This is a genomic window from Bacillus gaemokensis (genome assembly GCF_001590835.1).
GTDB classification, from domain to species: Bacteria; Bacillota; Bacilli; order Bacillales; family Bacillaceae_G; genus Bacillus_A; species Bacillus_A gaemokensis.
This window is the reverse complement of record NZ_LTAQ01000069.1, coordinates 38267-63982: the sequence shown is the minus strand read 5'-3', so window position 1 is coordinate 63982 and position 25716 is coordinate 38267. Positions and strand designations below refer to the sequence as shown.

27 protein-coding genes and 1 riboswitch are annotated in these 25716 nt (G+C 35.9%); of the genes, 8 read left to right on the top strand and 19 right to left on the bottom strand.

Annotated features, from left to right (window positions below; translation table 11 throughout):
• Positions 1 to 239: 239 nt before the first annotated feature.
• The 7 genes from AZF08_RS26365 to AZF08_RS30970 form a co-directional block, all read right to left on the bottom strand.
• Positions 240 to 1424 carry a saccharopine dehydrogenase family protein gene (locus AZF08_RS26365; RefSeq protein WP_033675387.1) on the bottom strand — a complete coding sequence of 395 codons (1185 nt, stop codon included), beginning with the start codon at positions 1422 to 1424 and terminating at the stop codon, positions 240 to 242.
• Positions 1421 to 2518 (bottom strand): 2-aminoethylphosphonate--pyruvate transaminase, encoded by a 1098-nt coding sequence (phnW, locus tag AZF08_RS26360; RefSeq protein WP_033675386.1) that lies wholly within the window; start codon positions 2516 to 2518, stop codon positions 1421 to 1423. Before phnW ends, AZF08_RS26365 begins: the two co-directional genes overlap by 4 nt.
• Before the next feature lie 14 nt (positions 2519 to 2532).
• Complete coding sequence (gene phnX / locus AZF08_RS26355; protein ID WP_033675385.1) at positions 2533 to 3327, bottom strand: phosphonoacetaldehyde hydrolase; 795 nt, start codon at positions 3325 to 3327, stop codon at positions 2533 to 2535.
• A 17-nt stretch (positions 3328 to 3344) separates the two neighbouring features.
• Positions 3345 to 5102: a putative 2-aminoethylphosphonate ABC transporter permease subunit gene (locus AZF08_RS26350; protein ID WP_033675384.1), complete on the bottom strand. Its 1758-nt coding sequence runs from the start codon at positions 5100 to 5102 to the stop codon at positions 3345 to 3347.
• Positions 5103 to 6104: a putative 2-aminoethylphosphonate ABC transporter ATP-binding protein gene (locus tag AZF08_RS26345; RefSeq protein WP_033675383.1), complete on the bottom strand. Its 1002-nt coding sequence runs from the start codon at positions 6102 to 6104 to the stop codon at positions 5103 to 5105.
• Between the two features lie 15 nt (positions 6105 to 6119).
• A complete protein-coding gene (locus AZF08_RS26340) occupies positions 6120 to 7190 on the bottom strand; it encodes a putative 2-aminoethylphosphonate ABC transporter substrate-binding protein (RefSeq protein WP_033675382.1) in 1071 nt (356 codons plus the stop codon).
• Between the two features lie 227 nt (positions 7191 to 7417).
• On the bottom strand, positions 7418 to 7570 hold the full coding sequence (locus AZF08_RS30970) for a hypothetical protein (RefSeq protein ID WP_033675381.1): 153 nt from the start codon (positions 7568 to 7570) through the stop codon (positions 7418 to 7420).
• A 174-nt stretch (positions 7571 to 7744) separates the two neighbouring features.
• Between AZF08_RS30970 and AZF08_RS26330 the strand changes: the two genes are divergently transcribed.
• Positions 7745 to 8080, top strand: coding sequence for a DUF3905 domain-containing protein (locus AZF08_RS26330; protein ID WP_033675440.1), 336 nt, complete (start codon positions 7745 to 7747; stop codon positions 8078 to 8080).
• A 36-nt stretch (positions 8081 to 8116) separates the two neighbouring features.
• On the opposite strand, the gene AZF08_RS26325 is transcribed toward AZF08_RS26330, so the two are convergent.
• From AZF08_RS26325 to phaR, 5 genes are all read right to left on the bottom strand, one after another.
• A complete protein-coding gene (locus tag AZF08_RS26325) occupies positions 8117 to 9466 on the bottom strand; it encodes a TrkH family potassium uptake protein (RefSeq protein WP_033675380.1) in 1350 nt (449 codons plus the stop codon).
• 22 nt (positions 9467 to 9488) lie between these two features.
• Positions 9489 to 10682, bottom strand: coding sequence for an NAD(P)/FAD-dependent oxidoreductase (locus tag AZF08_RS26320; RefSeq protein WP_033675379.1), 1194 nt, complete (start codon positions 10680 to 10682; stop codon positions 9489 to 9491).
• 130 nt (positions 10683 to 10812) lie between these two features.
• Entirely contained in the window at positions 10813 to 11898 is a 1086-nt protein-coding gene (gene phaC, locus AZF08_RS26315) for a class III poly(R)-hydroxyalkanoic acid synthase subunit PhaC (protein ID WP_033675378.1), read from the bottom strand.
• 83 nt (positions 11899 to 11981) lie between these two features.
• Positions 11982 to 12725: an acetoacetyl-CoA reductase gene (locus AZF08_RS26310; RefSeq protein WP_033675376.1), complete on the bottom strand. Its 744-nt coding sequence runs from the start codon at positions 12723 to 12725 to the stop codon at positions 11982 to 11984.
• Positions 12726 to 12882: 157 nt separating this feature from the next.
• Entirely contained in the window at positions 12883 to 13365 is a 483-nt protein-coding gene (gene phaR, locus AZF08_RS26305; RefSeq protein WP_033675375.1) for a polyhydroxyalkanoic acid synthase subunit PhaR, read from the bottom strand.
• 198 nt (positions 13366 to 13563) lie between these two features.
• On the opposite strand from phaR, the gene phaQ reads away from it, so the two are divergent.
• The 7 genes from phaQ to AZF08_RS26270 all read left to right on the top strand — a co-directional run bounded on the left by phaQ (position 13564) and on the right by AZF08_RS26270 (position 19104).
• The gene (gene phaQ, locus AZF08_RS26300) at positions 13564 to 14016 is read left to right on the top strand and encodes a poly-beta-hydroxybutyrate-responsive repressor (protein WP_033675374.1); all 453 of its coding nucleotides are present in this window, start codon (positions 13564 to 13566) and stop codon (positions 14014 to 14016) included.
• 42 nt (positions 14017 to 14058) lie between these two features.
• Positions 14059 to 14583 (top strand): polyhydroxyalkanoic acid inclusion protein PhaP, encoded by a 525-nt coding sequence (gene phaP / locus AZF08_RS26295; protein WP_033675373.1) that lies wholly within the window; start codon positions 14059 to 14061, stop codon positions 14581 to 14583.
• Positions 14584 to 14684: 101 nt separating this feature from the next.
• Complete coding sequence (locus AZF08_RS26290; RefSeq protein WP_033675372.1) at positions 14685 to 15128, top strand: MaoC family dehydratase; 444 nt, start codon at positions 14685 to 14687, stop codon at positions 15126 to 15128.
• A gap of 175 nt (positions 15129 to 15303) precedes the next feature.
• Positions 15304 to 15489 carry an alpha/beta-type small acid-soluble spore protein gene (locus tag AZF08_RS26285; protein WP_033675371.1) on the top strand — a complete coding sequence of 62 codons (186 nt, stop codon included), beginning with the start codon at positions 15304 to 15306 and terminating at the stop codon, positions 15487 to 15489.
• A gap of 113 nt (positions 15490 to 15602) precedes the next feature.
• Positions 15603 to 16922 (top strand): TrkH family potassium uptake protein, encoded by a 1320-nt coding sequence (locus AZF08_RS26280; RefSeq protein WP_033675369.1) that lies wholly within the window; start codon positions 15603 to 15605, stop codon positions 16920 to 16922.
• 38 nt (positions 16923 to 16960) lie between these two features.
• Positions 16961 to 17138, top strand: a riboswitch (yybP-ykoY riboswitch).
• Positions 17139 to 17218: 80 nt separating this feature from the next.
• The gene (locus AZF08_RS26275) at positions 17219 to 18016 is read left to right on the top strand and encodes a TerC family protein (protein WP_033675368.1); all 798 of its coding nucleotides are present in this window, start codon (positions 17219 to 17221) and stop codon (positions 18014 to 18016) included.
• A gap of 236 nt (positions 18017 to 18252) precedes the next feature.
• Positions 18253 to 19104 (top strand): formate/nitrite transporter family protein, encoded by an 852-nt coding sequence (locus AZF08_RS26270; protein ID WP_033675367.1) that lies wholly within the window; start codon positions 18253 to 18255, stop codon positions 19102 to 19104.
• Between the two features lie 33 nt (positions 19105 to 19137).
• Here AZF08_RS26270 and AZF08_RS26265 read toward each other — a convergent pair whose 3' ends face one another.
• The 7 genes from AZF08_RS26265 to AZF08_RS26235 all read right to left on the bottom strand — a co-directional run bounded on the left by AZF08_RS26265 (position 19138) and on the right by AZF08_RS26235 (position 25715).
• A complete protein-coding gene (locus AZF08_RS26265; protein WP_033675366.1) occupies positions 19138 to 19449 on the bottom strand; it encodes a cyclic-phosphate processing receiver domain-containing protein in 312 nt (103 codons plus the stop codon).
• Positions 19450 to 19463: 14 nt separating this feature from the next.
• Complete coding sequence (locus tag AZF08_RS26260) at positions 19464 to 20186, bottom strand: prepilin peptidase (protein WP_033675365.1); 723 nt, start codon at positions 20184 to 20186, stop codon at positions 19464 to 19466.
• Positions 20187 to 20300: 114 nt separating this feature from the next.
• Positions 20301 to 21011, bottom strand: a complete 711-nt coding sequence (locus tag AZF08_RS26255; protein WP_033675364.1) for a LutC/YkgG family protein — start codon at positions 21009 to 21011, stop codon at positions 20301 to 20303.
• Positions 21011 to 22432: a LutB/LldF family L-lactate oxidation iron-sulfur protein gene (locus tag AZF08_RS26250; protein ID WP_033675363.1), complete on the bottom strand. Its 1422-nt coding sequence runs from the start codon at positions 22430 to 22432 to the stop codon at positions 21011 to 21013. Before AZF08_RS26250 ends, AZF08_RS26255 begins: the two co-directional genes overlap by 1 nt.
• Positions 22433 to 22448: 16 nt before the next feature.
• Entirely contained in the window at positions 22449 to 23168 is a 720-nt protein-coding gene (locus AZF08_RS26245) for a (Fe-S)-binding protein (RefSeq protein WP_033675362.1), read from the bottom strand.
• Between the two features lie 173 nt (positions 23169 to 23341).
• Positions 23342 to 24031: a FadR/GntR family transcriptional regulator gene (locus AZF08_RS26240; protein WP_265182909.1), complete on the bottom strand. Its 690-nt coding sequence runs from the start codon at positions 24029 to 24031 to the stop codon at positions 23342 to 23344.
• 283 nt (positions 24032 to 24314) lie between these two features.
• Positions 24315 to 25715, bottom strand: coding sequence for a sensor histidine kinase (locus AZF08_RS26235; RefSeq protein WP_033675360.1), 1401 nt, complete (start codon positions 25713 to 25715; stop codon positions 24315 to 24317).
• Position 25716 lies beyond the last annotated feature (1 nt).

The following is a 25716-nucleotide window of genomic DNA, read 5'->3' as shown; positions in this document are numbered from 1 at the left end:
TATCCCGCTATTCGCGGGCAGTAGTACCCCTACCTCAAACTTTAGCAACAGCTAAAGAAGTTAGGTGGGAGATAAACCGCCCGTAAAAGTCCGATTGGTGAGGGCTAATAATCAGTGGGGGATGAGGCCCTCACTGATTAAAGTTTCACTCTATCTCGCTCATACGGCAAACAAATCCCACCTCAAAAATCCGAAGATACAGAGGGCTCATGCTTGGGATGGACTAATGAAAGTTTCACTTATACAAAATCATAGTTTTCTTCTACTACAAAAACTTCTTCATGGATACGGATACCACGTTTTTCTAACTCATCAAAAACAATTTTTGGATTTTGGAATGCCTCTTCAGGTGTTACAACACCTTGTCCGTTCACTTCCCCTTTCGCTATCAACTCTGTTGCAATTCCAAATGGAATACCTACATTTCTTGTATAAGCTCTCAGGTTCTCCCATCCTTCTACAGATCCGTCTGAGATAGGATGCGTATGATATAAGACATGTCGCTTTTTCTGATCGTTTTTCATACCAACTACTTCTACATGAAGAGCATAGCCATAAACTTTGGTTTCTTGCCCTTCTTTTGATTGTAATAAATATTTTGAAATACAATCCATAATGCCAACCTTTGCACCATTTACTTCAATCTTGTCGTTACGCAATATACCATAATTATATAAAGATCGAACAAGCTCCATATTTTGCTGCGGCCAAGTTCCACGTGTTTCAATCAGCTGTACACCTTTATCTTTTAACGCTTTAGCTAAAGTGATTGTTTCAGAGTGCGGAATAATATACTGCACAGCTTTACCGTAAGGTGCTGGTAATTCGATTTCTCTCGGACGCGCAAATGGAGGAACTTGTTTAAATTCACCATCTTCAAATACTGTACGCGTTGGCAACTTCGGATCATATTCATATGTCGTTGTTTCTGTTATTGAAGCTGAAAATGCAATTGGACGATAAGACCCATGACTTACACGTACAGATTCCACTGTATCTAATTGATTTGCTGCATGCATTGCCATCATCTGTGTCACACCCGGCGTCATACCAAATCCAGGTAAACAAGTTTTTCCATTTTGAACAAATATATCATGTGAATCATTCTCTTCACCAAAACCATTTAAATTCACACCGTGACATCCAGCCTCAGCAATACAACGAGTAGATAGGCCATTTAATTTAATCGTTGTACCATCCATAACAATATCATAACCTCTCATCTTCGCTACCGTGTCCGCATGATTTGTAACATCTACCTTCACAAAATCAACACGTGGATCGTTCAGCCATGCTACTACTTTTCGCCCTTCTTCTTCATTAAAATCAGCAACAGTAATCGTTTCGAAAGATGAAAACCGAACTAAGTCTAAAATTGCTTCACGACAAATTTTACCTGCTCCGCCTAAACAAAAAACTTTCATCCTATAACAACTCCTTTGGCAATACTATCTACTAATCGATTAATATCATCCTCATGAACATCCCCAATATTTCCAATTCGGAACGTATCTACTTTCGAAATTTTCCCTGGATAGATGACAAATCCATGCTCTTTTAATACACTATATAGTGTATTAAATTCAAAACCTTCTTCCGGATAAATAAAGGATGTAATAATAGGTGATTGATATCTTTCATCTACTAATGACTGAAAGCCAACTTCTCGCATTCTATTTACTAGGGTTCTCTGGTTATTACGATAGCGAGTATTACGTACCTTAATACCACCTTCTTCTTCTAATTCAAGCAGAGCTTGATAGAAAGCACGGACAATATGTGTTGGTGATGTAAAACGCCATTTTCCATTTTGCTCTTCCATCGTTTCCCATTGATCATAGAGATCTAATGATAAAGAACGAGCTTGTCCCTTACACTTCACTAATTCATCACGCTTTGCAATCACAAATCCAAACCCAGGAACACCTTGAATACATTTATTCGCACTACTAATCATAAAATCAATTTGTAAATCTGCAACATCCATTTCAATGCCACCAAAACTGCTCATGGCATCAACAATCGTAACTTTTCCATATTGCTTCCCTAAGCGACATACATCTACAATTGGATTTATGATACCCGTCGTTGTTTCACAATGAACAATAGCAACGTGAGTAATCGCCCCATCTTGTTGTAACAATTTTTCTACTTCCACAAGATTTGTAGGTTCCCACTCTTCTGTTTGACTAACAATAACGTCAATCTGTAACATCTCTGCCATCTGTACAATTCGCTTGCCATAGGCACCATTTGTACAAATGAGAAGTTTCCCATTTTTAGGAATTACCGATCCAATAACTGATTCAACAGAGAAAGTACCACTTCCTTGCATTAAAATCGTTGTATAAGGTTCCGTTTTCCTTGTCGCTAATGATACAAGACGATTTCTTACTTCTTGTACCATTGTGTTATATTCAGCGTCCCATGTACACCAATCATATAGCATAACTTCTTTTACAGTTTTTGTTGTAGTTAACGGTCCTGGTGTTAGTAATAAATAGTGTTTTTCGCTCATGATCCATACCCCTTTTATGAAATAATCAGTTCTTGTTCTTCGATATGTTCAATTACCTTTGGTAACTCTTGCATTGTTTTTATCGTATAGTGAGCCCCATTTTCTATAAAACGTTTACGAACTACTTCCATTTTTTCTCGAAGTTCTACTGGATCCATGCTTTCAACTTCATCTTCCGTTAAACCTAGTTCACTACTACCAAGAATGACACCAACTGTCCACATACCTGCATTTTTTCCTTCCTGCATATCCGACACTGTGTCTCCAACTTTCACCATATGATTCATTGGATATACCCCAAGCTTCATTGCATTCTTATAGCACATCCATGGATACGGACGACCTGCCGGAACATCATCTGGTGTAATAAGAAAATCCGGTTCATACCCAAGCTCTTTTGCTTCTTTTGCAACAATTTTCATCATCTCTCTTGTATAACCTGTTGTGGAACCAATTTTAATACCTTGGTCACGTAAATATGCAATCACATCTTTTACTCCCGGAATCGGAGTTGCATAGCGTGGTAAAATAGTAAAGAGAATTTCTTCAAACTCTTCATACATCTCTTGAATATTTTCCCCAGTGGGTGATTGTCCAAAAATCCGATTCCATTCTTCTCTAATACGAGGCACTTCTGTTAATGCGCGAACGTGATCAATCTTTAATAACCCCATTGGCTTCCGTGCTTCTTCAGCCGTAATTATGACACCCCGTTTATGCAAAATCTCCATAAATACTTCTAATGGCGCAAAACATCCATAATCAACTGTTGTACCAGCCCAATCAAAAATAACCGCTTCAATTTTCATCCTACCCATCACCCTTCTTATCTTTTTTGCCATAATGATGTTCGATTCCGAACGGCTTTTGTTCCCCATTCATATACAATTCTAACTACAATATTCGTTACAACAATAAGCACACTCATTGCAGCTGCTGGCGCAACGTTTCCTGCATCATCCATATTTACAATTGAAACTGCCGCCAATTTAAAATCAGCTGCATATAAGAAAACAACTGCCGATACTGTTACCATTGAATTTACAAAATAGTACATCACCATTTCTAAAATCGCTGGTAAGCACATCGGTACTGTAACCCGGAAAAACGTTTTATAAAAAGGAATTCCCATTGATTGTGAAACAAGCTCAAATTCTCGATCTAGTTTCTTTAGTGCAGTCGTTGCTGTAACAAAGGTTACAGCATAAAAGTGAATAATATTCACAAGTACAAGAACCGCGATCGTACCATACAAAGGGTGAAATGGATTTGTTACTTCCCACCAAAAAAATTGAATGGTAGGTTGACTAAAGAAAAAAACGTATCCAAGTCCCAGTACTAACCCTGGAATAGCAAGTGGTACAATGGAGAAAAAGTAACCTACTTTTCTAAAAAATTCTAGCTGCTGAATCTTTTCAATTGCATACGCAAATGCAAATGTTAGAATGGCTCCAATAACCGCTGTGACTGCTGAAACAATTACACTATTTTTAAACGCCTCAATGCCATCTCCTGTTAAACTTGAGAAGTTAAAGTGTTCCAGTGTAAATGTCATGTTATATGGCCATACTTTTACACTTGCAGCGACACCAACTGCAACAAATAAAAGAATGATCATAAGAGTAATAACACTACAATATACGAATGAAATCGCATCTCTTTTTTTATTTGTCGTAATTCGATATGGTACCGCTTTTGAAGATAAAAAGTTTGCTTGTTTCCTTTGGGTAATCCGATCCACTGCAAATGCGAATATAGCTGGAATTAACAGGATCATTCCGACAGTCGCACCCATCGGCATATTTTGTTGTCCAATCACTTGCTTATATACGTCCGTTGCAAGTACATTGTATTGTCCTCCTACAATTTTAGGAGCCCCAAAATCAGTAAAACTTAGTGTAAACACGACAAACATCGCACTAATTAATCCATATTTCACACCAGGTAAAGTAACAGTAAAAAATTGCTTTACTTTGCCTGCACCTAGCATATTTGATGCTTCGTATAGACGATAATCTGAACCTTGAAAAGCAATTAACAAAATAAGAAACGCTTGTGGAAATGTATAAATAACCTCAGCAATTGTAATGCCAACAGGTCCATATAGTGGAATGTGGAATCCTTCAAATAAACCAAATAGCCCTTTTGTTACTAGTCCTTGGTTACCAAACAAGTACGTGAGCGCAATACCATGCATCATCGTTGGTGCAAATAACGGCAATAGCGCTATGTACTGAAACAGGCGTTTACCAAAAACATTCGTACGCGCTATCGCATATGCATAAGCAAACGCTAATGTAACTGAGATAATCGTCGTAATTCCCGAAACCCATGCGGTATTCTGCAAAGACTGAACGAGGGTTGGCGTCGTGAAATATTTACTAAAATTCGCAAAACCAACAAAAGCACCATCTTTATCATAGAAAGCTTGTGTAAACAATTGTAGTAGTGGCAATACAAGCATTACGAGAAATGCAAGAAGCATACTGACAATTAACAACCTTTGTAGCCACTCTTCTTTCCCGATACTTCTCTTAACTGTTTTTTTAGAAGCCTCTGCTTTATAGTTTTCTAGCATTTCCATCTATACAATGACCTTCTTTCCATATGACAGCATATGATTTTCTGAAAAAGAAATTTGAAGTGGCTTTCCTTTTCGAATACAAGCCTGTTCTGCCACTGATGCTAATATGTCCACAACAATTCGCTCATTATAAAGATGTGTTTTTTCCTCTATTACACGTACTTCTGTCCGGTATACAGATCCTCGAAATTCCATATTTTCTACAATTGTTTTCATTCCATTATTTTGTACAATTACTACATGTTCTGGGCGAATTGCTTGTTTCTTGTCATTCTCAGAAAAGAAATTAATAGAACCAATAAAATCTGCAACGAACGGATTCGCCGGTTTTTGATAAATCTCTTGAGGTGTTCCAATCTGCATAATCTCCGCATGATTCATTACAACAATTTTATCCGCCATCGTTAATGCCTCTTCTTGATCATGTGTCACCATAATTGTTGTAACTCCTACCTTTTCTTGCAACTCACGCATTTCCCTGCGCAATTTCTCACGCACTTTTGCATCTAGTGCTGAAAGTGGCTCATCAAGCAATAGAATATCCGGAGACAGCGCGAGCGCACGTGCAAGTGCTACTCGCTGCTGTTGACCACCAGACATTTGAGCAGGATATTTATCTTTCACATTCAACAAATCAACAAGCTCTAATGCTTCTATTGCTTTCTCTTTTACTTCCGTTTTGGAATACTTCTTCGTTTTCAAACCATATTCAATATTTTCAAGTGCTGTTAAGTTTGGAAATAACGCATACGATTGAAAAACCATACCTAAATTTCTTTTTCCAGGTGGCAATGCTGTGATATCTTTTCCATTAACAGCTATACTCCCTGCTGTTGGCTCTTCTAAACCAGCCAAAATACGAAGTAATGTTGTTTTCCCGCAACCACTTGGACCAAGTAAACAAACAAACTCATTCTTTTGTACTGTGAAAGAAATATCTTTTAACGCCGTAAATGTATCAAACTGTTTTTGAATGTGTTGAATTGATAAATATTCGCTCATTTTTCTCTCTCCCACTTACTTTTTCGATTCTGCTTTTTGACCAAACTCTTTTTCCCAACGCTCTAAAATTTTATTGCGGTTTTCAGCTGCCCATTTAAAATCATTATTCTTATATAACTTATCTGTTACATCTTTTAGGAATCCATCTGGCAGTTTATAATCATTTTTAATCGTTGCAAATCCATTTTTCTCAAAATATAGCTTCATAACATCATCTGTAATTGCCCAATCTAAAAATGCTTTAGCAAGCTTATCGTTTTTCGCATTATCTTTCTTAATTAATGCATTCGCTTCTACTTCCCAGCCCAATCCTTCTTTTGGCAAGACAACTTCAATTGGTGCACCTTTTTGTTTTTCTTTTAAACCGCTATAAATCATAGATACACCCAATGGATATTCCCCAGCACCTGCTAATTTTGCCGGTTTTGAACCAGAGTGCGTATAAGTTGCGATATTATCATGCAGTTTCCTCATGTAATCCCAGCCCTTATCTTCTCCCATAATTTGTAGCCATGCAGATACTGTTAAAAACCCTGTTCCAGATGAAGCTGGATGCGGCATTACAAGTGTTCCTTTATATTCTGGTTTTGTTAAATCTTCATAAGATGTTGGCATCGGTAAATTTTTCTTTTTTAATTCCTCTTTATTAACAGCAATCCCTGTCATAAATGCTGTATTTCCAACCCATTTTTCTGGTTTTTTATCATCTTTAAATTGCGAAAGTACACGATCTACCCCTTTTGGAGAATAGTCTTTTAACATTTCTTTCTTTTCTAAAGCCAGAAGACTAGAAGCTGCCGTTCCCCATACAACATCTGCTTGTGTGTTTTTTCCTTCTGCTAACAATTTCGCTGTAATAACTCCCGTTGAATCACGAACAATATTTAACTTCACATCTGGGTATTTCTTTTTAAAAGAATCAAGATAAATTGGTACAAGTTCTTCTTCAATTGCTGTGTAAACTGTTAATGATCCAGACAATTTGGCATCTTTCGCTTCCGCCGTTTCTTCTTTCTTAGCACCACATCCCATTAGTAAGGAAAATACTACCGCGGTTGTTACAGCTTTAAAGAATGTTTTTTTCACTGTTTCTCTCTCCTTTTAATTTTCTTATGTACAATTCCAATATAAACAACAAGTGTAAAAGCAGTATTAAACCAACATTAATCTTTTGTTTGTTGTTTGTTTTTGTGTGATACATTGCTACTTCAATGTTTTTTCACATTTTTCAGCCAATAAAAAGCATGAAATTTACAAATAATTAAAAAAGCCTTAAAAATTCCACAAAAAAATGAAGCGTTTGTAAAAACGCCTCACTTTTGCTTACCTTTTTTCGAATTACGATTTGCATATTTCGCTGGATTTTCATTTTCATACTCTACCGCAAATTCTGCATCTGGTAGACTTTCTTTTGGTGTTTTATTATGATTGATTGCCGCATGCTGTTTTACTTTTCGTTTTACCATCCATTTTACCTTCTCTCACTGTAATAAACTTATGACTTTCCATATTAGTTTGAGAAAACATTCAAAAATTATTGCTGGGAAGTGTTAACAAGTACAAAGCAAGGTATATATGGAAACAATACATGTGAACAAATCATTTACATTTCTCACTATAATAAAGAAGGAACGAGCGCTTTGACAAAAAAACAAAAGATTCATTCACCTATTTTAGATGAAACACTTCCACATCAAATGAATTTTCCATCCTTTAAAGGAACAGGAAAACAAATGCAGCAGCCTTTTATCAATCAATATAATGTTGTAATTGGAGATAGTAAATACAATTCTACAAATAGCCCACTTAATAATTGGAGTGATGAGATTGACCCAGCCATCATGGCCGGGAAAGAGTGGATTCATCCAACAAATGATATTGGATGGATTTCAGAAGAAAATCAAGAATTACTAAAAAACAAAACAGACAACACCGACGATTCATTTATGCATCCCCAATTTGGCATTAACGATTAAAAGCCGTTCTACCTTTACAGGTAGAACGGCTTTTAATTATCCAATAATAATTCTTTCTTTTGGGTATTTATAACGAGGAGGCTGTTCTCTTCCACCACTCGCTAAAATAAATGTTAAAATCCCAACACGCCCAATAAACATAAGTACAATTAATACAAGTTTTCCAACAGTTGTTAATTCAGAAGTAATACCTGTTGACAAGCCAGTCGTTCCAAATGCAGAACACACTTCAACAATTAAACTCATAAATGTTGCATTCTCAGTCATTGATAAAACAAATAACGCTGTAACACATAATAAAATCCCCATAGTCATAACTACAGATGCTTTTAAGATGTCTTCCTCATGCAATTGACGTTTAAAAACACGTACCGTTCTACTACCTTTTGCAAATGCATATAAGGAAAGAATATTTACGGCAAACGTCGTCGTACGTATGCCTCCCCCAACTGAACTTGGAGAAGCACCGATAAACATTAAAACACTCATAAATAACAATGTTGGCTGTGATAAATCACGTATATCCATTGTCGCTAATCCACCACTTCTCGTTGTTACAGATTGAAACAGTGTATAAAATATCGTTTCATGCCATGATTTCCCTACTAAAAATTGATTTCGTTCCAATAAAAAAATCACAATCGTTCCAACAATAACAAGGGCAAAGAATGTTGTTGTCGTCAATTTTGTAAATAAAGAAAAACGAAATAGTTGATGTTTTTTCTTGCTTAAGTACTGTTTTACTTCCATTAGTACAGGGAATCCAATTGCCCCTAAAATAATGAGCAGCATATGAATAATTTGTACAATATAGTCTTTTTGATATGGAATAAGTGATTGACCTGTTAAATCAAATCCACCATTCGTTGTTGCACTAACAGCAGCAAAAAAACCGTGAAAATATGCTTCTTCCCAAGTCGGAAAATACAGCAAAAACCTCGTTCCTAAGAGAAGCGCCCCAACTATTTCTATCGAAATAATCAAAATCAAAATAGATCGCATCAGTTCAACAAGCCCTGATAAATTCCCTTGATTATGGTCTGCCATAATTAATCGCCTGCGCTGCAAACCGATTTTCCGACCCGTTATCATCCAAACAAATGTACCAAGCGCCATAATCCCTAAACCGCCTAATTGTAATACAAGCGCTAAAATAATAATGCCGCTTGTAGTAAACGTATCAGGAATAGAAACTACTGAAAGCCCAGTAACACTTACAGCACTAACTGATGTGAATAGTGCATCTATAAACGTCCACTTCACACTAGGTTTAATAACAAATGGTAAACTTAATAAGATTACCGAAACAATTACTGCTATGAAATAAAACAAAACAATAAGCTGCACTGGACGTAATCTTTGTAAAAATTTCTTTATATCTCTCATTCCATCACTTCGCTACCTTTTTCTATCGATTAAATAAAGAAAAATCACTGATTTCTTTATTTGTAAATAACTGCTGAAATAACTTTGCAAATACCATTCCATAAACTGTCCCATTTCCCCCGTAAGGTAATGCATAATATAAATTAGGGATTTTTTCATCTTCTTTTACAATAGGAAGTCCATCATGACTTCCACAAAATGTAGCAGCCCAATAATATTCGGCTTGTACATCTTTAAAATTCGGGAACATCTCCCGTATCATTTTAGTAAGCAGATCTCGTTTATGCAATAACTTCGTATCTCCAACCTTCTGAAGTTTCATTGCTTCATCCAATCCACCTAAAAGAATTCGATTCTTGTAAGTACGAAAATACAGATATGGACGAGCAGTTTCCCAAATTAATGATTGTTCGTGCCATCCATCAAAATGCGCTTGTTCATTTGTAACAATGGCATAGGATGTATCTACTGCTATATTTGCTTCCTTTTTGCCAAAGGGTATTTCATATCCTGTAGCCATAATAACTGTTTTTGCTACAATTTTCTTACCTGTTTTTGTATAACAAACTAAATCTTTTTGAAAAGGTTTAATATGCATAACCTCTGTATTTTCAAATATAGCAGCTCCGAATTGCTTTGCTTTATGTATAAGACCATGTGCTAACAGATATGGATTTACTTCTGCATCCCCTCGTGTATATAATGCCGCTGGCTTTGTAAAAGAGTATCGCTTCTTAATATCAGATTCTGTAAAATATTCAACAGGAAACCCATGACGTTTTAATGTGCGATATTCTTGTTGAAGAAATACAACATCTTCATTTTGACTCGCATAATATAGGCTTCGTTTTGGAATAAAGTAAGGATTAATATCTAACATGGGAACCACTTGTTCTAATGTTTGCAATGCTTCATAGCAAAGCTTATAAGTACGCACCCCTTTTTTTTCACCAAATGTATGAATCATAGAAGTTAATGATTTATCATGAGCAAATTGGAGTATTCCTGTATTCGCAAGTGTGCTCCCATTTGCAATTTTTCGTTTATCAATTAATATAACTTTCATTCCTAACGATGTTAAAAAATATGCAATATGAGCACCCGTTTCACCGCTCCCCACAATCAACACATCACATATCATATCATTTTCTAATAGCGGATAACAAGGCATACAAGCTTCTTCATTCCAAAACAACTTCCCTAATGTTAGTTTCATAACTATACTCCTAAAATTAAATTTCCTCCTTCTATTTTTCGTCATTTCAAAAAAAAAATTCCAACTAGCTTATACTAGTTGGAATTCCTGTTGAATTCGTATATAACTGATCACTAATCACTGGTGTATTTTAATTAGAGCGTTCTTCAAGCCAATTGCCAACTGTTGGATATGTTTGTTTCACAGCCGTTCCGCCATATACAATTGACATATGCCCTGTCGGCAAGCACACATATTGTTTGTCCGTACTAGAAATATGATCAAGTAATGCTTCTACTTGACATGGCAATGCAATGTGATCACGCTTCGCGGAGATATTTAAAACATTAGCCTTGATATTTTCAAGGTTTACCTTTTGTCCTCGAATTACGAGCTCACCTTTAACTAATTTATTGTTTTGATAAAAGTCGCGAATCCATTGCCGGTATGATTCACCTGGAAATGGAATTCCATCACCGACCCATTTTTGGACGAGCTTCCAGCTCTCTACAAAGCGCTCATTTTCTGAACGATCCATTAAAGCGACATATGGACCGACAAAGTTTGTAATTGGCTTTAACATTTTATTTCCAAAATCAATCATTTCCGGTGGAATATTTCCGAATGTATCTACAGCTTTATCTAAATTAAAATATTTTTCATCTAATAATGGACCATATAATCCTGTTTCAGAGAAATCGAACGGACTTGTCATGAAAATTAAATTACGAATTGGCATATGAGGGTGAAGTGCTGCATAAATGGACGTTAGCGTACCACCCATACAATACCCAAGTAAAGAAATCTCGTCCGATTTTGCCGTTCGCATTACCTTCTTCACTGCTTTTGCTATATAATCAAACACGAAATCATCAAATTTCAAATGACTATCTTCTAAACCAAATGTGCCCCAATCCAGCATATACACATCAAAACCACGATCTACTAAATATTCCACCAAGCTATTTCCTGGTGTCAAATCCATAATATATGGTTTATTAATTAACGCATAGATTAATAAAATTGGAACCGAATGAGTTTTTTCCTGCTTTGGAATGTAACGATAAAGCTTCGTTTTATTTTTAGTCCAAATAACTTCTTTTGGTGTTAGACCAACTTGTGGCTCTGGTTCACGCAGCAGAACTTCACTCGCTCTTTTAAAACGACGATATGCTTTTCGATATTCTTCTGGGTATAGTTCCAATTGTTTTTCCCATTCTGTTACGAATGTAGTCATTTTCCTATCTCCTTTTTGATGGATTTCCTTTTTCAAGAAAGAAGTGCACTCCTGCTATGGATATGCACCTTCTTCTTGCTTCATTACATATATAATCCGCCGTTAATATTTAATTGTTGACCCGTGATATACGCTCCATCGCGGCACAGATATACAACACCCTTCGCAATCTCATCCGCTTGTCCGAAACGTTTCTTTGGAATCTTAGAAACAATTTTTTGACGTACATCTTCTGGTACTTCTGCTACCATTTCTGTATCGATAAATCCTGGGCAAATCGCATTCACTGTTACATTTGTCTTTGCAAGTTCTAACGCTAATGATTTTGTAAAACCTAACATACCAGCTTTTGCTGCTGAATAGTTTGTTTGTCCAAATCCACCAGCTTGTCCAATAATAGAAGAAATACTAATGATTCTACCTTCTTCTGATTCATTTATGTAAGGAAGTGCAGCACTCGTTGTATTAAATACACTGCTTAAATTCACATCAATTACACGATCCCAATCTTCACGGTTTAACTTTTTAAATGTACGATCTCTTGTAATACCAGCGTTATTAACAAGAATATCTACTTTCCCAAAATGATTTACCGCTTCATCCACAAGACGCTTCGCATCTTCTAACTTAGAAACATCTGCTTGAACTGCATATACATCATGGCCTTCTGTTCCTAATTCATTCACTAAATTTTCTGCTGCCTCTTTACTGCTATTGTAGTTAATAACAACTTTTGCCCCTTCTTTTGCTAACGCTACTGTAATCGCTTTACCAATCCCTTTTGCTCCACCTGTTACGATTGCTACTTTACCGTTTAATTGAACCATTTCTATTCCCCCTTGATTGAATTTGTGAATGCTGTAAATAAATCACGTTGATATTTATATAACGATTTTCTACATACAAACTATTTCCTGTCGTTTTTACAGTTCCAAAAGCGGTTCTCCCTTCCCTTTTGAAACAGCTAAACAACGCGTTTTTTCATCACTTTTTATTTTCCGGTTTCGCCGGTGCTTTCACTGCTTCTTTCACAGGTTCTTGTAATTTTGCTAGTACTTCATTTTGTTTTTCAAGTAATTCTAAAATTTTGTCAACTTTATTTTCTAATGTACGAATGTCTTGTTTCACTTTTGTTACATCGCGTTTTAGCGTAGGAGATTGTCCTAGAGAATCTGCTTTTTCTTCCAAAAATTCTTCGATGTTATCAACTTTATTTTCCAAGTTAATAACGAGTGTAGCTACTCTCGCAATATCTTCTTGAGTTGGCATGTTCACTTTTTCTAAATATCCCTTTGTTGTATCATTTACTATCTTCTGATAAAACAAGTTCAAATCTAGAACGCTTCCCATCCAAGCAGAATACTCTTCTGTTTTAATTGTTTCATTGAGCGCTTTTCCCCAAAATGTTTCAGTCTGTTCATAAACTTCTTTCCATGCTTGTAGTGGATCAAATTTTTGATCAATCACTTCTCCTACACTCCCTTATTTGTATTTGAAACAATTCAACCTATTCACTATTTTCTAATATTCTGAATAAAACTTCAAGTCTGTATTTTATTTTTTTCTATATTCTAACAAATGTATTGACATTAAAAACAGATAGGTGTAAATTGCACTTATAAGAAAAAAATTCCATCTAACTGATTCATGAGGTGATGTACAATCATGCTACATAATGAACCAGAACAACAAGAAAGTTTGGAAAAAAACCAAGCGAAACAACCAAACTCCATGCCAAAAAACTTCTTAGTTCCCTTCTTACTTCTCTGTCTAAAAGACTGGAGTCTTCATGGTTACAAACTGATTCAAATGCTAATGGACATCGGCTTTTCTTCTGTTGATCAAGGTAATGTTTATAGAACCTTACGCAAATTAGAAAAAGAAAATCTTATTTCTTCTACTTGGGATACAAGTGAAGGAGGGCCCGCAAAACGAATTTATTCTTTAACAGAATATGGAGAGCAATATTTAACAACATGCGCTACCTCTTTTGAACATTATCAGAATATGCTGCGGACATTTTTCACGTTATATACCAATGCATTCTTTCCATTTTCTACTTCTCCAGAAAAGGATGAAAAAAAATCTTCATCTTCACCTGGTGGTACAGCAGAATAATCTGCGTTCACAATATGCAAAAAAATATTTGGAGGTCAAACCATGGAAACTAAGCCATACGAAATTGTCGATGCATTTTGGAAGAACTGGTCACATTCTCTTTCCCTCTTCTCTTCAGCAGGGAAACAATTGGAACAACTTACTTTAGAAACATTAAAACAACAGCAAGATGCTTTGCATAAATTAACAGCAGGAGCAGATGAACTTGAAAAAGAACTTCAACAATTCACTGCTCAATTGAACAGCCAATATACGGAATACGTAAAGCAATTCACAGGCAACGCCCTAAATGAACAAATTAACGAATGGCAAGGAAAGTGGAACGAACTTTCTAACCATATTCATCAGCTTACTGTATCTCCAACAAAAACATCTTTGTCTATTCTTACTCAAACAAGCGGTCAGTTTGAAGAAACAACAAAACAATTTATCGAGCAACAACAACTTCAGCGGGACGAGGTTCAAAAACAATTGGAAAGTTTTTTGGAAGAGTTCAAATCCACACAACTGGAACTCGCAAAAAAGTTCGAGGAAAACTCAAAAAATCTATTTACTTCCATCAAGTAAGGAAAATGTGGCAGCTTACTGCTAGGCAAACCATGCTCTTTCTTCCTCCCATTACATCAAGATGGCTTACATTTTTCGGTATGGAAAAGAAGGAGGAAAACATGAATCCATTTCAAGAAGCACAGTCTGTTCAGGAGCTTCATTACAATGAGATTCAAGTTGGCGATCAAGCATCGTTAACGAAAACAATTACTGATGAAGATATTATTACTTTTGCAAAATTAACTGGAGATGTAAATCCTATTCATATTTTAGATTCTTTTGCAAAAACAACGATATTTAAAGAACGTATTGCCCACGGTATGCTTGTCTCAAGTTTTATCTCTACCATCCTTGGAACAAAATTACCTGGAAAAAATACAATTTATTTATCACAAAATGTTTCATTTCGTGCACCTGTAAAAATTGGTGACACATTGCGTGTAGTCGCAGAAGTTATAAAAAAACGTGATGATAAAAAAATCATTACATTGCAAACGAATGTATATAATCAAGTAAACGACATAGTCGTTGAAGGTACAGCAACTATACTGAAAAAAGAGTAGCTAATTTGCTACTCTTTTTTTATATCCAAGAACTTCTAATCCCTCCGATTACTTCCGTGTATGAGCAGGCATATAACACATACAATAACGATACCAGCTTATAGAGAGAGTTGCTATTTCTTCCTCCCTCGCAAAAATAAGATAAACTGGATTCTAAATAAGGATGTGTTTACCAATGGCAAAAACAAATAAACTACTCGTTCCAGGTGCTGAACAAGCGCTAGAACAATTTAAATACGAAATTGCACAAGAATTTGGTGTAAGCTTAGGCTCTAATACAGCATCTCGCTCTAATGGATCTGTTGGTGGCGAAGTAACAAAACGCCTTGTTTCCTTAGCACAACAACAATTACGTGGATAACCATATAACAATGGATTTGAGGCAGATATATTCTGCCTCTTTTTCTTTTCAACATACATCGTATTCCTTTTTCACATACTACAAATAGAAAATAAAAAGGAAAGGTGTATGATATGAAACGGATTAATATTGGGATGAGTCCCCCACGTGTACTTACTTTATCTTTTATTGCACTATCCATTATCGGGACACTCCTATTAAAACTCCCTATCGCTACTACAACTTCAATTTCTTGGTTAGATGCCTTATTTACAACAGTTTCTGCATTTACTGTTACAGGATTAGGTGTTGTAGATACGGGAAAAGTGTTCACCCTATTTGGTCAACTTGTCATTTTAACACTCATACAAGTTGGAGGACTTGGCATTATGAGCTTCGCTATATTCATTGCGATTATGCTGGGTCGAAAAATTGGACTCCAAAATCGAATTTTACTACAACAAGCTTTAAACCAAACAAATATCGGTGGTATCATCCACCTTGCAAAATCATTATTCTTATTTTCTTTTACCATTGAATGCATCGCCGCCTTTCTACTTGCATTTGAATGGATTCCAAAATACGGTTTTTCCAAAGGAATCTATTACAGTTTTTTTCATTCTATTTCTGCATTTAACAACGCCGGTTTTTCTATTTGGAACGATAATTTAATGTCTCAATCTCACAGTATTCTTGTGAATGTAGTCATCTCTTCTCTTATTATTTTAGGCGGAATAGGTTTCACCGTCATAATCGATATAAAGAGAAAAAGAAGCTTTAAAAGTCTCACCTTACATTCTAAAATTATGCTATCTTCTACTCTTATCATAAATATAGTGGCTACAATTTTAATCTTCATATTTGAATTTCATAATCCTTTTTCTATGAAAGGGTTTACACCTTTCGAAGAGGGAGTAGCCGCTTATTTCCAAGCCATTTCTACACGTACAGCAGGATTTAACACAGTGGACATAGCTCAATTAACAAAACCCTCTCTTATATTAATGATGCTACTCATGTTTATTGGAGCCGGCAGTGCTTCAACAGGAGGAGGCATTAAATTAACAACTTTTTTGATCATGTTATTAGGCGTACTTAAATTTTTACAAGAGCAAGATGATATGGTTATTTTCAAAAAATCAATTAAAGATACTCTTATTGTGAAATCATTGGCAATTACAGTTATTTCAATCTTATTTATCTTTCTTGCCATTTTAATTTTAAGCATCACCGAACAAGTCCCCCTTTTAAATAGTGCCTTTGAAGTATTTTCTGCATTTGGGACTGTCGGCCTAAGTATGGGACTCACTCCAAACTTAACAGTGATTGGAAAGTTAACTATTATATTTATGATGTTTTTTGGAAAAATGGGTCCCTTAACATTGGCTTTTTCTTTCGCTCGTAAAAAACAAAAAAAGGTAAAGTATCCAAACGAAGACATTTTAACAGGTTGACAAACCTTTAGATTACCCATATAATGAAAATACAATAGCATATCTCCAAAGGGGAGTAGCGTCCAAGACTTTATTCTTGGAAACAAAGTCGTCATTACGTAGAACTATGTTCTTCCGGCTTTGTTGGCATTTTCATTACATATGTCTAGCAAGACCTTTGCCTATCAACGGCAGAGGTCTTTTTTGTATTCTTTTCCAGATTATCCCACCATTGATAGGCTGGAGTATGGGGAAACTAAACAGTGTGGAAATTTCTTCACTTGTTTAGAAGTTATATAAATGAGAGGAGAATGTACATGGATGTATCATTATTATTGGAGTATGGTTGGGTATTACTTATTTTAATTGCACTAGAGGGGATTTTAGCAGCCGATAACGCGCTTGTTCTTGCAATTATGGTAAAACATTTACCAGAAGAAAAACGTAAAAAAGCATTATTTTATGGATTAGCAGGAGCCTTTGTTTTCCGTTTTGGATCTCTTTTCCTTATTGCAAAACTGGTTGATGTATGGCAAGTTCAGGCTATTGGTGCGATTTACTTAATATTTATCGCTGCGAACCATTTATTCAAGACATACGTAAAAAAGAATACACATGAAGATTCTGAAGAAAAAGAAGAAAAGAAAAAACAAGAAAATTTTTGGTGGACTGTATTTAAAGTTGAAGTTGCTGATATTGCATTTGCTGTTGATTCTATTTTAGCTGCTGTTGCATTAGCAATGACTTTACCAAAAACAAACTTAGGTACAATTGGTGGACTTGACACTGGGCAGTTCCTTGTTATTTTAGCAGGCGGTATTATAGGCTTAATCATCATGCGATTTGCAGCATCCGCTTTCGTACAAATATTAAAACGCAAACCTGGTCTAGAAACTGCTGCATTCTTAATTGTTGGTTGGGTTGGTGTAAAACTAGCAATTTATACGCTAGCGCATCCTGCTTTAAATGTTATTCCACATAGTTTCCCAGAATCAGCTCCATGGAAGATTGGATTCTGGATTGTACTAGTTGGAATCGCTATTGGTGGTTGGTTCTTATCTAAAGATACGGAAACAGATTCTGTACAAAAAAATCTAGATGAAAAAGCGCTGTAATCACAGCGCTTTTTCATTTATCCCGATATTTGTAAGTATCCCCTCACTTATACCAGTTTCACTTCTCCCTATTTGCAGAAACATACAATATTATACTATAAAATGTTAACGCTTTCACAAAGAAGGTTTGTCCTTTTTGTGAAATATTGCACAAACTTATTGAAAGCAAGAGGAAATACGTGTAACTTATTCATATAAGGAGTATTACAGACAATGTACTAAAGGAGCGTATACTTATGCTAGAACAAGGATTAACTTACGTTGTTCAACTTGCGCAGAAGAAAAAACAAATGTTGGATGCAAATCCAATGCAATATTTCATTCGTGCTGCACTTGCTGGCATCTATATCGGTTTTATTATTGTACTATGTTTTAAATTGGGTAACTTTTTCCATATAGCAAACTCACCTGGAACATATTTAGCAGCTTCTATGTTTTTTGGAATTGCACTTGTTTTAATTATATATGGAGGCGCTGAATTATTCACAGGAAATACGATGTATTTTACAGTTTCAACTTTAAGAAAAGAAACAACAATCGGTGATACACTTCGTAACTGGGGTGCATGTTATTTCGGTAACTTAGTGGGGGCAATATTTTTCGCGCTATTATTTTATGCAACTGGGATTTTTGAAGCAATTGACCATGAACATTTATTAAGTAAAGTCGTTGAAATAAAGATGGGTACACCAACTATGCAACTATTTTTCAAAGCTATTTTATGTAACTGGCTCGTTTGTCTTGCATGCTTCCTTCCATCTCAAGTAAAAGGAGATACAGCAAAAATAATGGTTATGATGTTCCTTGTTTTCACTTTCTTCTTATCTGGTTATGAACATAGCATCGCAAACTTATCATTATTTGCATTATCTTTAGTATCACCACATCCTGATACAATTTCCTTTGCAGGTGCTATCCATAACTTAATTCCGGTTACAATTGGTAACATTATTGGCGGATCTGTATTTGTTGGTATTGTATATCACTATTTAACAAAAAAAAATCCTGATCCTAAAATGGCAGAAGATAAATTGGAAGCTGTTCAACAAGAGGAAATTATTCCTTTACAAGCACACATGAAACACTAACAAAAAATTCCAAGGTCTACCTTGGGATTTTTTTCAGCTACCGATACATTTCACAAGAATATTAGCTGAAATTTCTCCTTGCTCTTTCCCCTGCTTTATTCTATTTAGCATATTATTCATACCGATTGTATCGTTAGTATGTAAATGAATCTCTCTTACATACAAGCCTTGTGTGCAAAAAATCTCTAAAAACTTTAAACCATTTTCCTTACCCCATCCCATATTATAATCCAGCGATATAATATCTATATTATAATCACGAACATAATTCAAAGCTATTTCTACTGTTGTCGCTAAAACATAACCAAATGGACAAGCACTTTGATCATCCATATACACATTCATCCTCTATCCCTCCTTTATTCTAAATATACCATAACTAAATAACCTATTGTTCCAAGTGCGATAAACGGTCCAAACGGTAATGCTTGCCTCGCTGTAACACGCTTTAGGGAAATACCGATTCCAAAAAAACATAGACTCAAACACGAGGCGAAACAAAGTGTAATAAAAATTGCTTTCGTTCCTATTATAAATCCAAGTAGCGCAAGCAACTTCACATCTCCTCCTCCAAGCCCATTCGGATAAATAATTTGTACGAGGTATAACAAAACAAATATAATCCCACTCCCAACTAAACCATCCCACCAAGGGAATAATGGAATAAAAATGCGCTCTATAACAAACACACACGTAAAAAATAGTAAAATCCGATTTGGAATTATCATATAAAGAAGATCTGTAATTGTAATAATAATAAGGAGTGAAAGTAACGTCCATACGACAAGCAACTCTTTGTCCATTCCAATCATGCATGCCGAAATAAGAAATACACTACCTGTGACTAACTCACATAACATATACGTACAAGGTATTTTTCTTTTACAATACGGACAACACCCCTTTTGTAGGAGAAATGAAATGATAGGCATAAGTTCCTTCGGTTTTAGCTTATGTCGACAATGATGACAATAAGAACGCGGGAAAATAATAGATTCACCTATCGGAATACGCATAGCTACAACCATATAAAAAGAACCAAACACCATTCCTATCAAAAATGCATATAAATAAAATAGCATACGCCCCTCTCCTTTCTCCCTAAAATATAGCAGAAAAAAGCGAGTCCCTTCTAATCTGTATTATCTGCATCTCACTAAAAAAGCAGGCCATTTTCTGGCCTGCTTTTCCTCATTTTACACTATAAAATAAAATGCTTTTAATGGTCCATGTACACCGACAACAAGATTCATTTCAATATCTGCTGAGTTACTTGGGCCTGTAATAAAGTTAATACAAGATGCAACTGCTTCCCCATTCTCTACACGTGAATTCATATCCTGAACCGCTTGTGTGATACGGGGGACAATGGTTTCACGCGGGATAATTGCGAAATATACAGTAGGTAAAAAGTGTAAAGAACGCCCTTGTCCTTTATGACTTTGTACGACAATCGTACCAGATTCGGCTAGCGTATAATCACTAAACGCAATACCGATATTTGACTTTTCTGCCAAGCGAATATTCTCGTCTCTTTTTTCTGGATTCCAAGTGTTCACTTCAATATTTTCACTTGGAAGCTCTTCTCTAAATAAAGCTGTTAAACCGTACGTATGAAAACGTTCGTCTGCTGATAACAGAATAGGTCCACCACCATTTTCAGTGATTACTTTTTGAATCGCTGTACTTAAATCCACCTTTGTCGTTTCAATAACAGTCGTATGAATGTTCGTACATTGTTTTTTAAACACTTCTAGCAATTCTTCTTCTGTGTAATCTTTTAATGTTTCTACGTTCACATTATTTTTCCATACGGGGCGCTTTACCCCTTCTGTTTTCTGCTCACGTCCAAGCTCTTTTGCGATATTTGCTAGAAAGGAATCACGGTTTTGAATTGTTCCTGTCATCAGTTATTCCCGCCTTTCTTATGATCTTTATACCAATCACGGAATCTTTCTTTACTTGGGGCTGGGAACTCACGAATATCAGTCCAATTTTTCAGCGGTCCTACACCTTTCGTCACACGATTACCAGATGTAAATGGGCTCATTGCAGCTGGAGCCACTTTAGATCCCATTTTATATAAAGCTGCTGAAGAAGCACCCATACTAAACATCTTCATTGCTAGTTTTTCTGCAAGTGGTGCACGTCCCTCTTTTTCAACAATAACCTGACGATGCTTCAATAGCAGATCATGCAATGGAATCTTCACCGGACAAGCTTCCGTACAGGCCCCGCATAAGCTAGATGCATATGGAAGTTCTTTATAATCATCATATCCACCTAAAAGTGGCGTTAATACAGCTCCAATTGGTCCGGAATAGATTGATCCATAAGAATGACCACCGACATGACGATATACAGGACAAACATTTACACACGCCGCGCACCGAATACATTGCAAGACTGGACGGAATTCAGATCCTAAAATTTGAGAACGTCCATTATCCACAACTACTAGGTGAAATTCTTCAGGCCCATCTACTTCGTCTTCTTGAATCGGTCCTGCTACCGTTACATAACTTGTTAATTTTTGACCTACCGCACTGCGACATAGTAAGCCAACAAGAACATCTAGTTCTTCCATAGTTGGAACCATACGCTCCATACCCATTACTGCAATTTGCGTTTTCGGAATAGACATAACAAGGTCGGCATTTCCTTCATTTGTTACTAAACAAAGAGAGCCTGTATTTGCAACAGCAAAATTACATCCTGTTACCCCAATTTCAGCATCCATAAATTTTTCACGAAGTTGTTTACGAACAAACTTTGTCATTTCATATGGGTCATCAGAATTTTCATATCCAAGCTTTTCTTTAAATACATCACGAATTTGCGTTCTATTTTTGTGAAGTGCAGGCGCAATAATATGAGATGGCGGATCATTATCTACTTGTAAAATGTATTCTCCTAGGTCACTCTCTAATACTTCACAACCAATTTCTTCAAGCGCATGGTTCATGCTAATTTCTTCGGTTACCATCGATTTCGATTTCACAACTTTTTTCGCTTGTTTCTTTTTTGCTACCTCTTGAATATATTGCGCCGCTTCTTCTTTTGTTTTTGCAAAGAAAACATGCCCGCCTCTTTTGGATACATTTTCACTGAGTTGCATTAAATAATAATCTAGATTTTCTAACGTATGCTGACGAATTTGTTCACCAAGTTCACGCCATTCTTCCCAGTTTCCTAATTCATCGGCTGCTTTTAATCGATTTGTATATAAACGCGTTTGTGCAGAAGATACTGCGCCCCGCATAAATGAATCTTGAATTCCATCGCCAACGCGATCATTAAATTTTTTCTCACTGATTTTCATAGACATAGCTTATGTTCCCCCTTCATGAGCGGCTATTCAATACCTCAGCAATATGCATTACTTTTACTTCTTTACCTAAACGTTCAATACGTCCGCCAATGTTTAACAAACACCCACAGTCAGCACCAATTAAATAATCAGCACCTGTTTCCATCACGCTATCCACTTTCTCATCTACCATTTGCTCAGAGATTGGTGTCATCTTAACTGAGAACGTTCCCCCAAAACCACAACAATTCTGCACATTTGGTAGTTCCTTTACAGTTAACCCTTTTACATTTGATAGTAAAATCCCTGGTGCTTCTTTTACTCCTAGTAAACGTGTCATATGACAAGATTTATGAATAGTCGCTGTTCCCTCTAAGTGAGCACCGACATCTGTGACCTTTAACACATCTACAATAAATTGTGTTAACTCATATGTCTTGTCCGCGACTTTTTGTGCCCGTTCTGCCCATTTGGGATCATCTTTAAAAACGTGTGGATACTCGTGAAACATTGTCGCACAAGAACCAGATGGTGTAACGATGTATTCTGCATTTTCAAAAGTCTCAATCATATGCTTCATTGCTTCCTTTGCAGCTTCTACATGGCCGCTATTATAAGCAGGCTGACCGCAACACACTTGAGCTTCTGGAAATTCAATTTCACAACCTAAACGCTCCAACAATTCAACAGTTGCCTTACCGACGTTTGTTTCAAACATATCGACTAAGCAAGTAACAAACAAAGTAACTTTCATAATTATAATTCCCCCTCATTACAACTTCGCCAACAATCATATGGTCATCAGATGACTAAGAAGAAAGAAGAAGCTAGGCATAACCAAATCTACCTGACTCTCTCCTCTCTAAAGAAAACGCTTACTTAACCCTTCTTCATTTTATCAGAAAAATGACATTTTTAAAGGTTGAATCACGAATTTATATCTCTTCTACCTGTGACAGTATGCTCTACATTTGTTAAATGATTTAGCATTGCTTTCTGTGCCAATTCCACATCTTGCGCCAATACCGCATCATAAATAACTTGATGCTCTTCTAAAAGTCGTTCTGCTGTTGTTTGTTCACCATATAAAATAATGCGTCTTGATTCACCAATTGTTTCAGCAATCATTTCTGAAACATGATTCATGAGTTCAAGCAAGATATTGTTATGTGAAGATTCTGCTATTCCCATATGAAAATGAAAATCTGCCTTTTCACCAGCTTTTTCATCTCCAATGCTTTTTGCCATTTCATCTAACCAACGCTTCATATTTTGCAAATTATCTTCTGTACGCTTTATTGCAGCCGCTCGAACTGCCCCCACTTCAAGCACTTTTCGTACTTCCAATAAATCTAAAATATCTTCCTTCTTCATCAACAACATATTATTTAACGGTTTTGTCAATGCAGAAGAATCGAAGTTCTTCACATATGTACCTTCCCCTTGTTTCATTTCAATCAAGCCCATTGCTCGCAAGGCACTTAATGCTTCACGAACAGCAGATCGGCCAACTTGAAACTGCTCAGCTAATTGATGAACAGGAAGAAGTTTGTCACCAGGTTTTAATGTACCATTTTTTATCATTGTTAAAATGGCTTCAGATACCTCTTCGTAAATTTTTTTCGGTTTAATAGATTTGTACTCCAGTTAAATCACCTCAGTATCATCCAAACAACAATTACAACGATTTATAAGAACATAATAGCATCCATAACTATTTTAGAACGAATTAGTAAGAAGTACAAATATTTTGTTCATAAAATCTTCAATTTTTTGTTATATGGAGGGAATTAATGGTTATTTTCTCCATTAATGATCCTGTAACTAGGTTTTTTAACCATATAATTCCTTTTCTCTATTCATAATGGCTAGTTACATAATCAAAAAAGTATGCTTTAAACTAAAACATACTTTCTTCATCATTTACCTTTAATTTTATTATAACTGTTGTTCCCTTTCCTTTTACACTTTCAACTCGCAACTCTCCATCATGGATATGTACAATTTGCTTTACAATCGCAAGACCTAAACCAGTCCCGCCATGCTGACGGCTCCTTGCTTTATCCACTCGGTAAAACCTTTCACCAAGCTGTTCTAAATGCTCAGCATCAATCCCGATTCCTGTATCTATTATTTTCAATTCACAATGTTTTTCTTTTTTCTGCAGTTGTATAACAATGCTACCCTTTTGATTCGTATACCGAATGGCATTGTCTAACAAATTATGAATCACTTGTTGCATCCGATCCTCATCGATCATTGCAATAATATCAGGATCCAGATTCTTTAAAATATACAGCTGTTTTTCTGTAAATTTCAATTCATATGTTTCTAATACATCCTCAATAAGCTGAGAAAATACAATCGGTTGTTTTTTCAAGGGAAAATGATCCCCTTCCAACTGCGCTAAATCTAATAAATCGTGCACGAGCCTTTGCATACGACCGGCTTCTTTATGGATAAGCTGTGTGAATTTTGATTGTTGTTGTCCCTTTGCCACACCGTCTAGAATCGCTTCACTATACCCTTTAATATAGCTAAGCGGAGTCCGTAGTTCATGTGAAACATTCGCTAAAAACTCCTTACGTTTTGCATCTTCCATTTCCAATGAACTAGCCATTTTATTAAAAGCTTTTCCTAAACGACCGATTTCATCTTCCGATGAAATCGTAATACGCTCAGAAAAATCTCCTGTTGCCATATGATTCGCAACTCTTTCCATCTGTGAAAGAGGCTTTGTGATCGTAATAATAATTTTTCTACCAATCCATATTGTAAGTAAAATTATAATGAAAGCTAATGGTGCTAAAATAAGTCCCATATCGTATATTAAATCTTTAATACTCTTTAATGGAATATATGAGTACACAATCCCAACTAATTTCTTCTCTTCTAAAACAGGAATGACAACTCCCATAATATTACGCCCGAAATGTTCTTCATATCCAATCTTGGTAACCGTCTTTCCCTCTAACAATGTTTGCCTATCATTCTCACTGATAAGTGAATGATAGTGCACATCAAAAGGTAGACACGCACTTAAATCACGAGGGTTGCTCACAAAAAGTATATCTGCACTCGAAATACGATCAAACGCCTGTACTTTTTCCTCAAACGCTAATCCACCTTCATGCTTATTATATTGTGAGACAAGCCGCTTTCCTTCCATTATTAATGAATCTTCAATATTTTGCACATATAACTTTTCATATGAATATAAGGAAACAAAATAAAGAAACGAAACTGTCACACACACCGCACATACTACTGTAAGCCAAAGCTTTTGTACCATTGTTAACATA

Coding starts and splice junctions, on each gene's coding strand:
- AZF08_RS26350 (WP_033675384.1), bottom strand. CDS start 5,102: ATGGAAATGCTAGAAAACTATAAAGCAGAGGCTTCTAAAAAAACAGTT.
- phaQ (WP_033675374.1), top strand. CDS start 13,564: ATGCTACATAATGAACCAGAACAACAAGAAAGTTTGGAAAAAAACCAA.
- AZF08_RS26260 (WP_033675365.1), bottom strand. CDS start 20,186: ATGCTATTTTATTTATATGCATTTTTGATAGGAATGGTGTTTGGTTCT.
- AZF08_RS26275 (WP_033675368.1), top strand. CDS start 17,219: ATGGATGTATCATTATTATTGGAGTATGGTTGGGTATTACTTATTTTA.
- AZF08_RS26265 (WP_033675366.1), bottom strand. CDS start 19,449: ATGAATGTGTATATGGATGATCAAAGTGCTTGTCCATTTGGTTATGTT.
- AZF08_RS26310 (WP_033675376.1), bottom strand. CDS start 12,725: ATGGTTCAATTAAACGGTAAAGTAGCAATCGTAACAGGTGGAGCAAAA.
- AZF08_RS26320 (WP_033675379.1), bottom strand. CDS start 10,682: ATGAAACTAACATTAGGGAAGTTGTTTTGGAATGAAGAAGCTTGTATG.
- AZF08_RS26365 (WP_033675387.1), bottom strand. CDS start 1,424: ATGAAAGTTTTTTGTTTAGGCGGAGCAGGTAAAATTTGTCGTGAAGCA.
- AZF08_RS26285 (WP_033675371.1), top strand. CDS start 15,304: ATGGCAAAAACAAATAAACTACTCGTTCCAGGTGCTGAACAAGCGCTA.
- AZF08_RS30970 (WP_033675381.1), bottom strand. CDS start 7,570: ATGGTAAAACGAAAAGTAAAACAGCATGCGGCAATCAATCATAATAAA.
- phaC (WP_033675378.1), bottom strand. CDS start 11,898: ATGACTACATTCGTAACAGAATGGGAAAAACAATTGGAACTATACCCA.
- AZF08_RS26245 (WP_033675362.1), bottom strand. CDS start 23,168: ATGAAAGTTACTTTGTTTGTTACTTGCTTAGTCGATATGTTTGAAACA.
- phnX (WP_033675385.1), bottom strand. CDS start 3,327: ATGAAAATTGAAGCGGTTATTTTTGATTGGGCTGGTACAACAGTTGAT.
- AZF08_RS26280 (WP_033675369.1), top strand. CDS start 15,603: ATGAAACGGATTAATATTGGGATGAGTCCCCCACGTGTACTTACTTTA.
- AZF08_RS26250 (WP_033675363.1), bottom strand. CDS start 22,432: ATGTCTATGAAAATCAGTGAGAAAAAATTTAATGATCGCGTTGGCGAT.
- phnW (WP_033675386.1), bottom strand. CDS start 2,518: ATGAGCGAAAAACACTATTTATTACTAACACCAGGACCGTTAACTACA.
- AZF08_RS26270 (WP_033675367.1), top strand. CDS start 18,253: ATGCTAGAACAAGGATTAACTTACGTTGTTCAACTTGCGCAGAAGAAA.
- phaP (WP_033675373.1), top strand. CDS start 14,059: ATGGAAACTAAGCCATACGAAATTGTCGATGCATTTTGGAAGAACTGG.
- AZF08_RS26325 (WP_033675380.1), bottom strand. CDS start 9,466: ATGAGAGATATAAAGAAATTTTTACAAAGATTACGTCCAGTGCAGCTT.
- AZF08_RS26290 (WP_033675372.1), top strand. CDS start 14,685: ATGAATCCATTTCAAGAAGCACAGTCTGTTCAGGAGCTTCATTACAAT.
- AZF08_RS26345 (WP_033675383.1), bottom strand. CDS start 6,104: ATGAGCGAATATTTATCAATTCAACACATTCAAAAACAGTTTGATACA.
- AZF08_RS26235 (WP_033675360.1), bottom strand. CDS start 25,715: ATGTTAACAATGGTACAAAAGCTTTGGCTTACAGTAGTATGTGCGGTG.
- AZF08_RS26255 (WP_033675364.1), bottom strand. CDS start 21,011: ATGACAGGAACAATTCAAAACCGTGATTCCTTTCTAGCAAATATCGCA.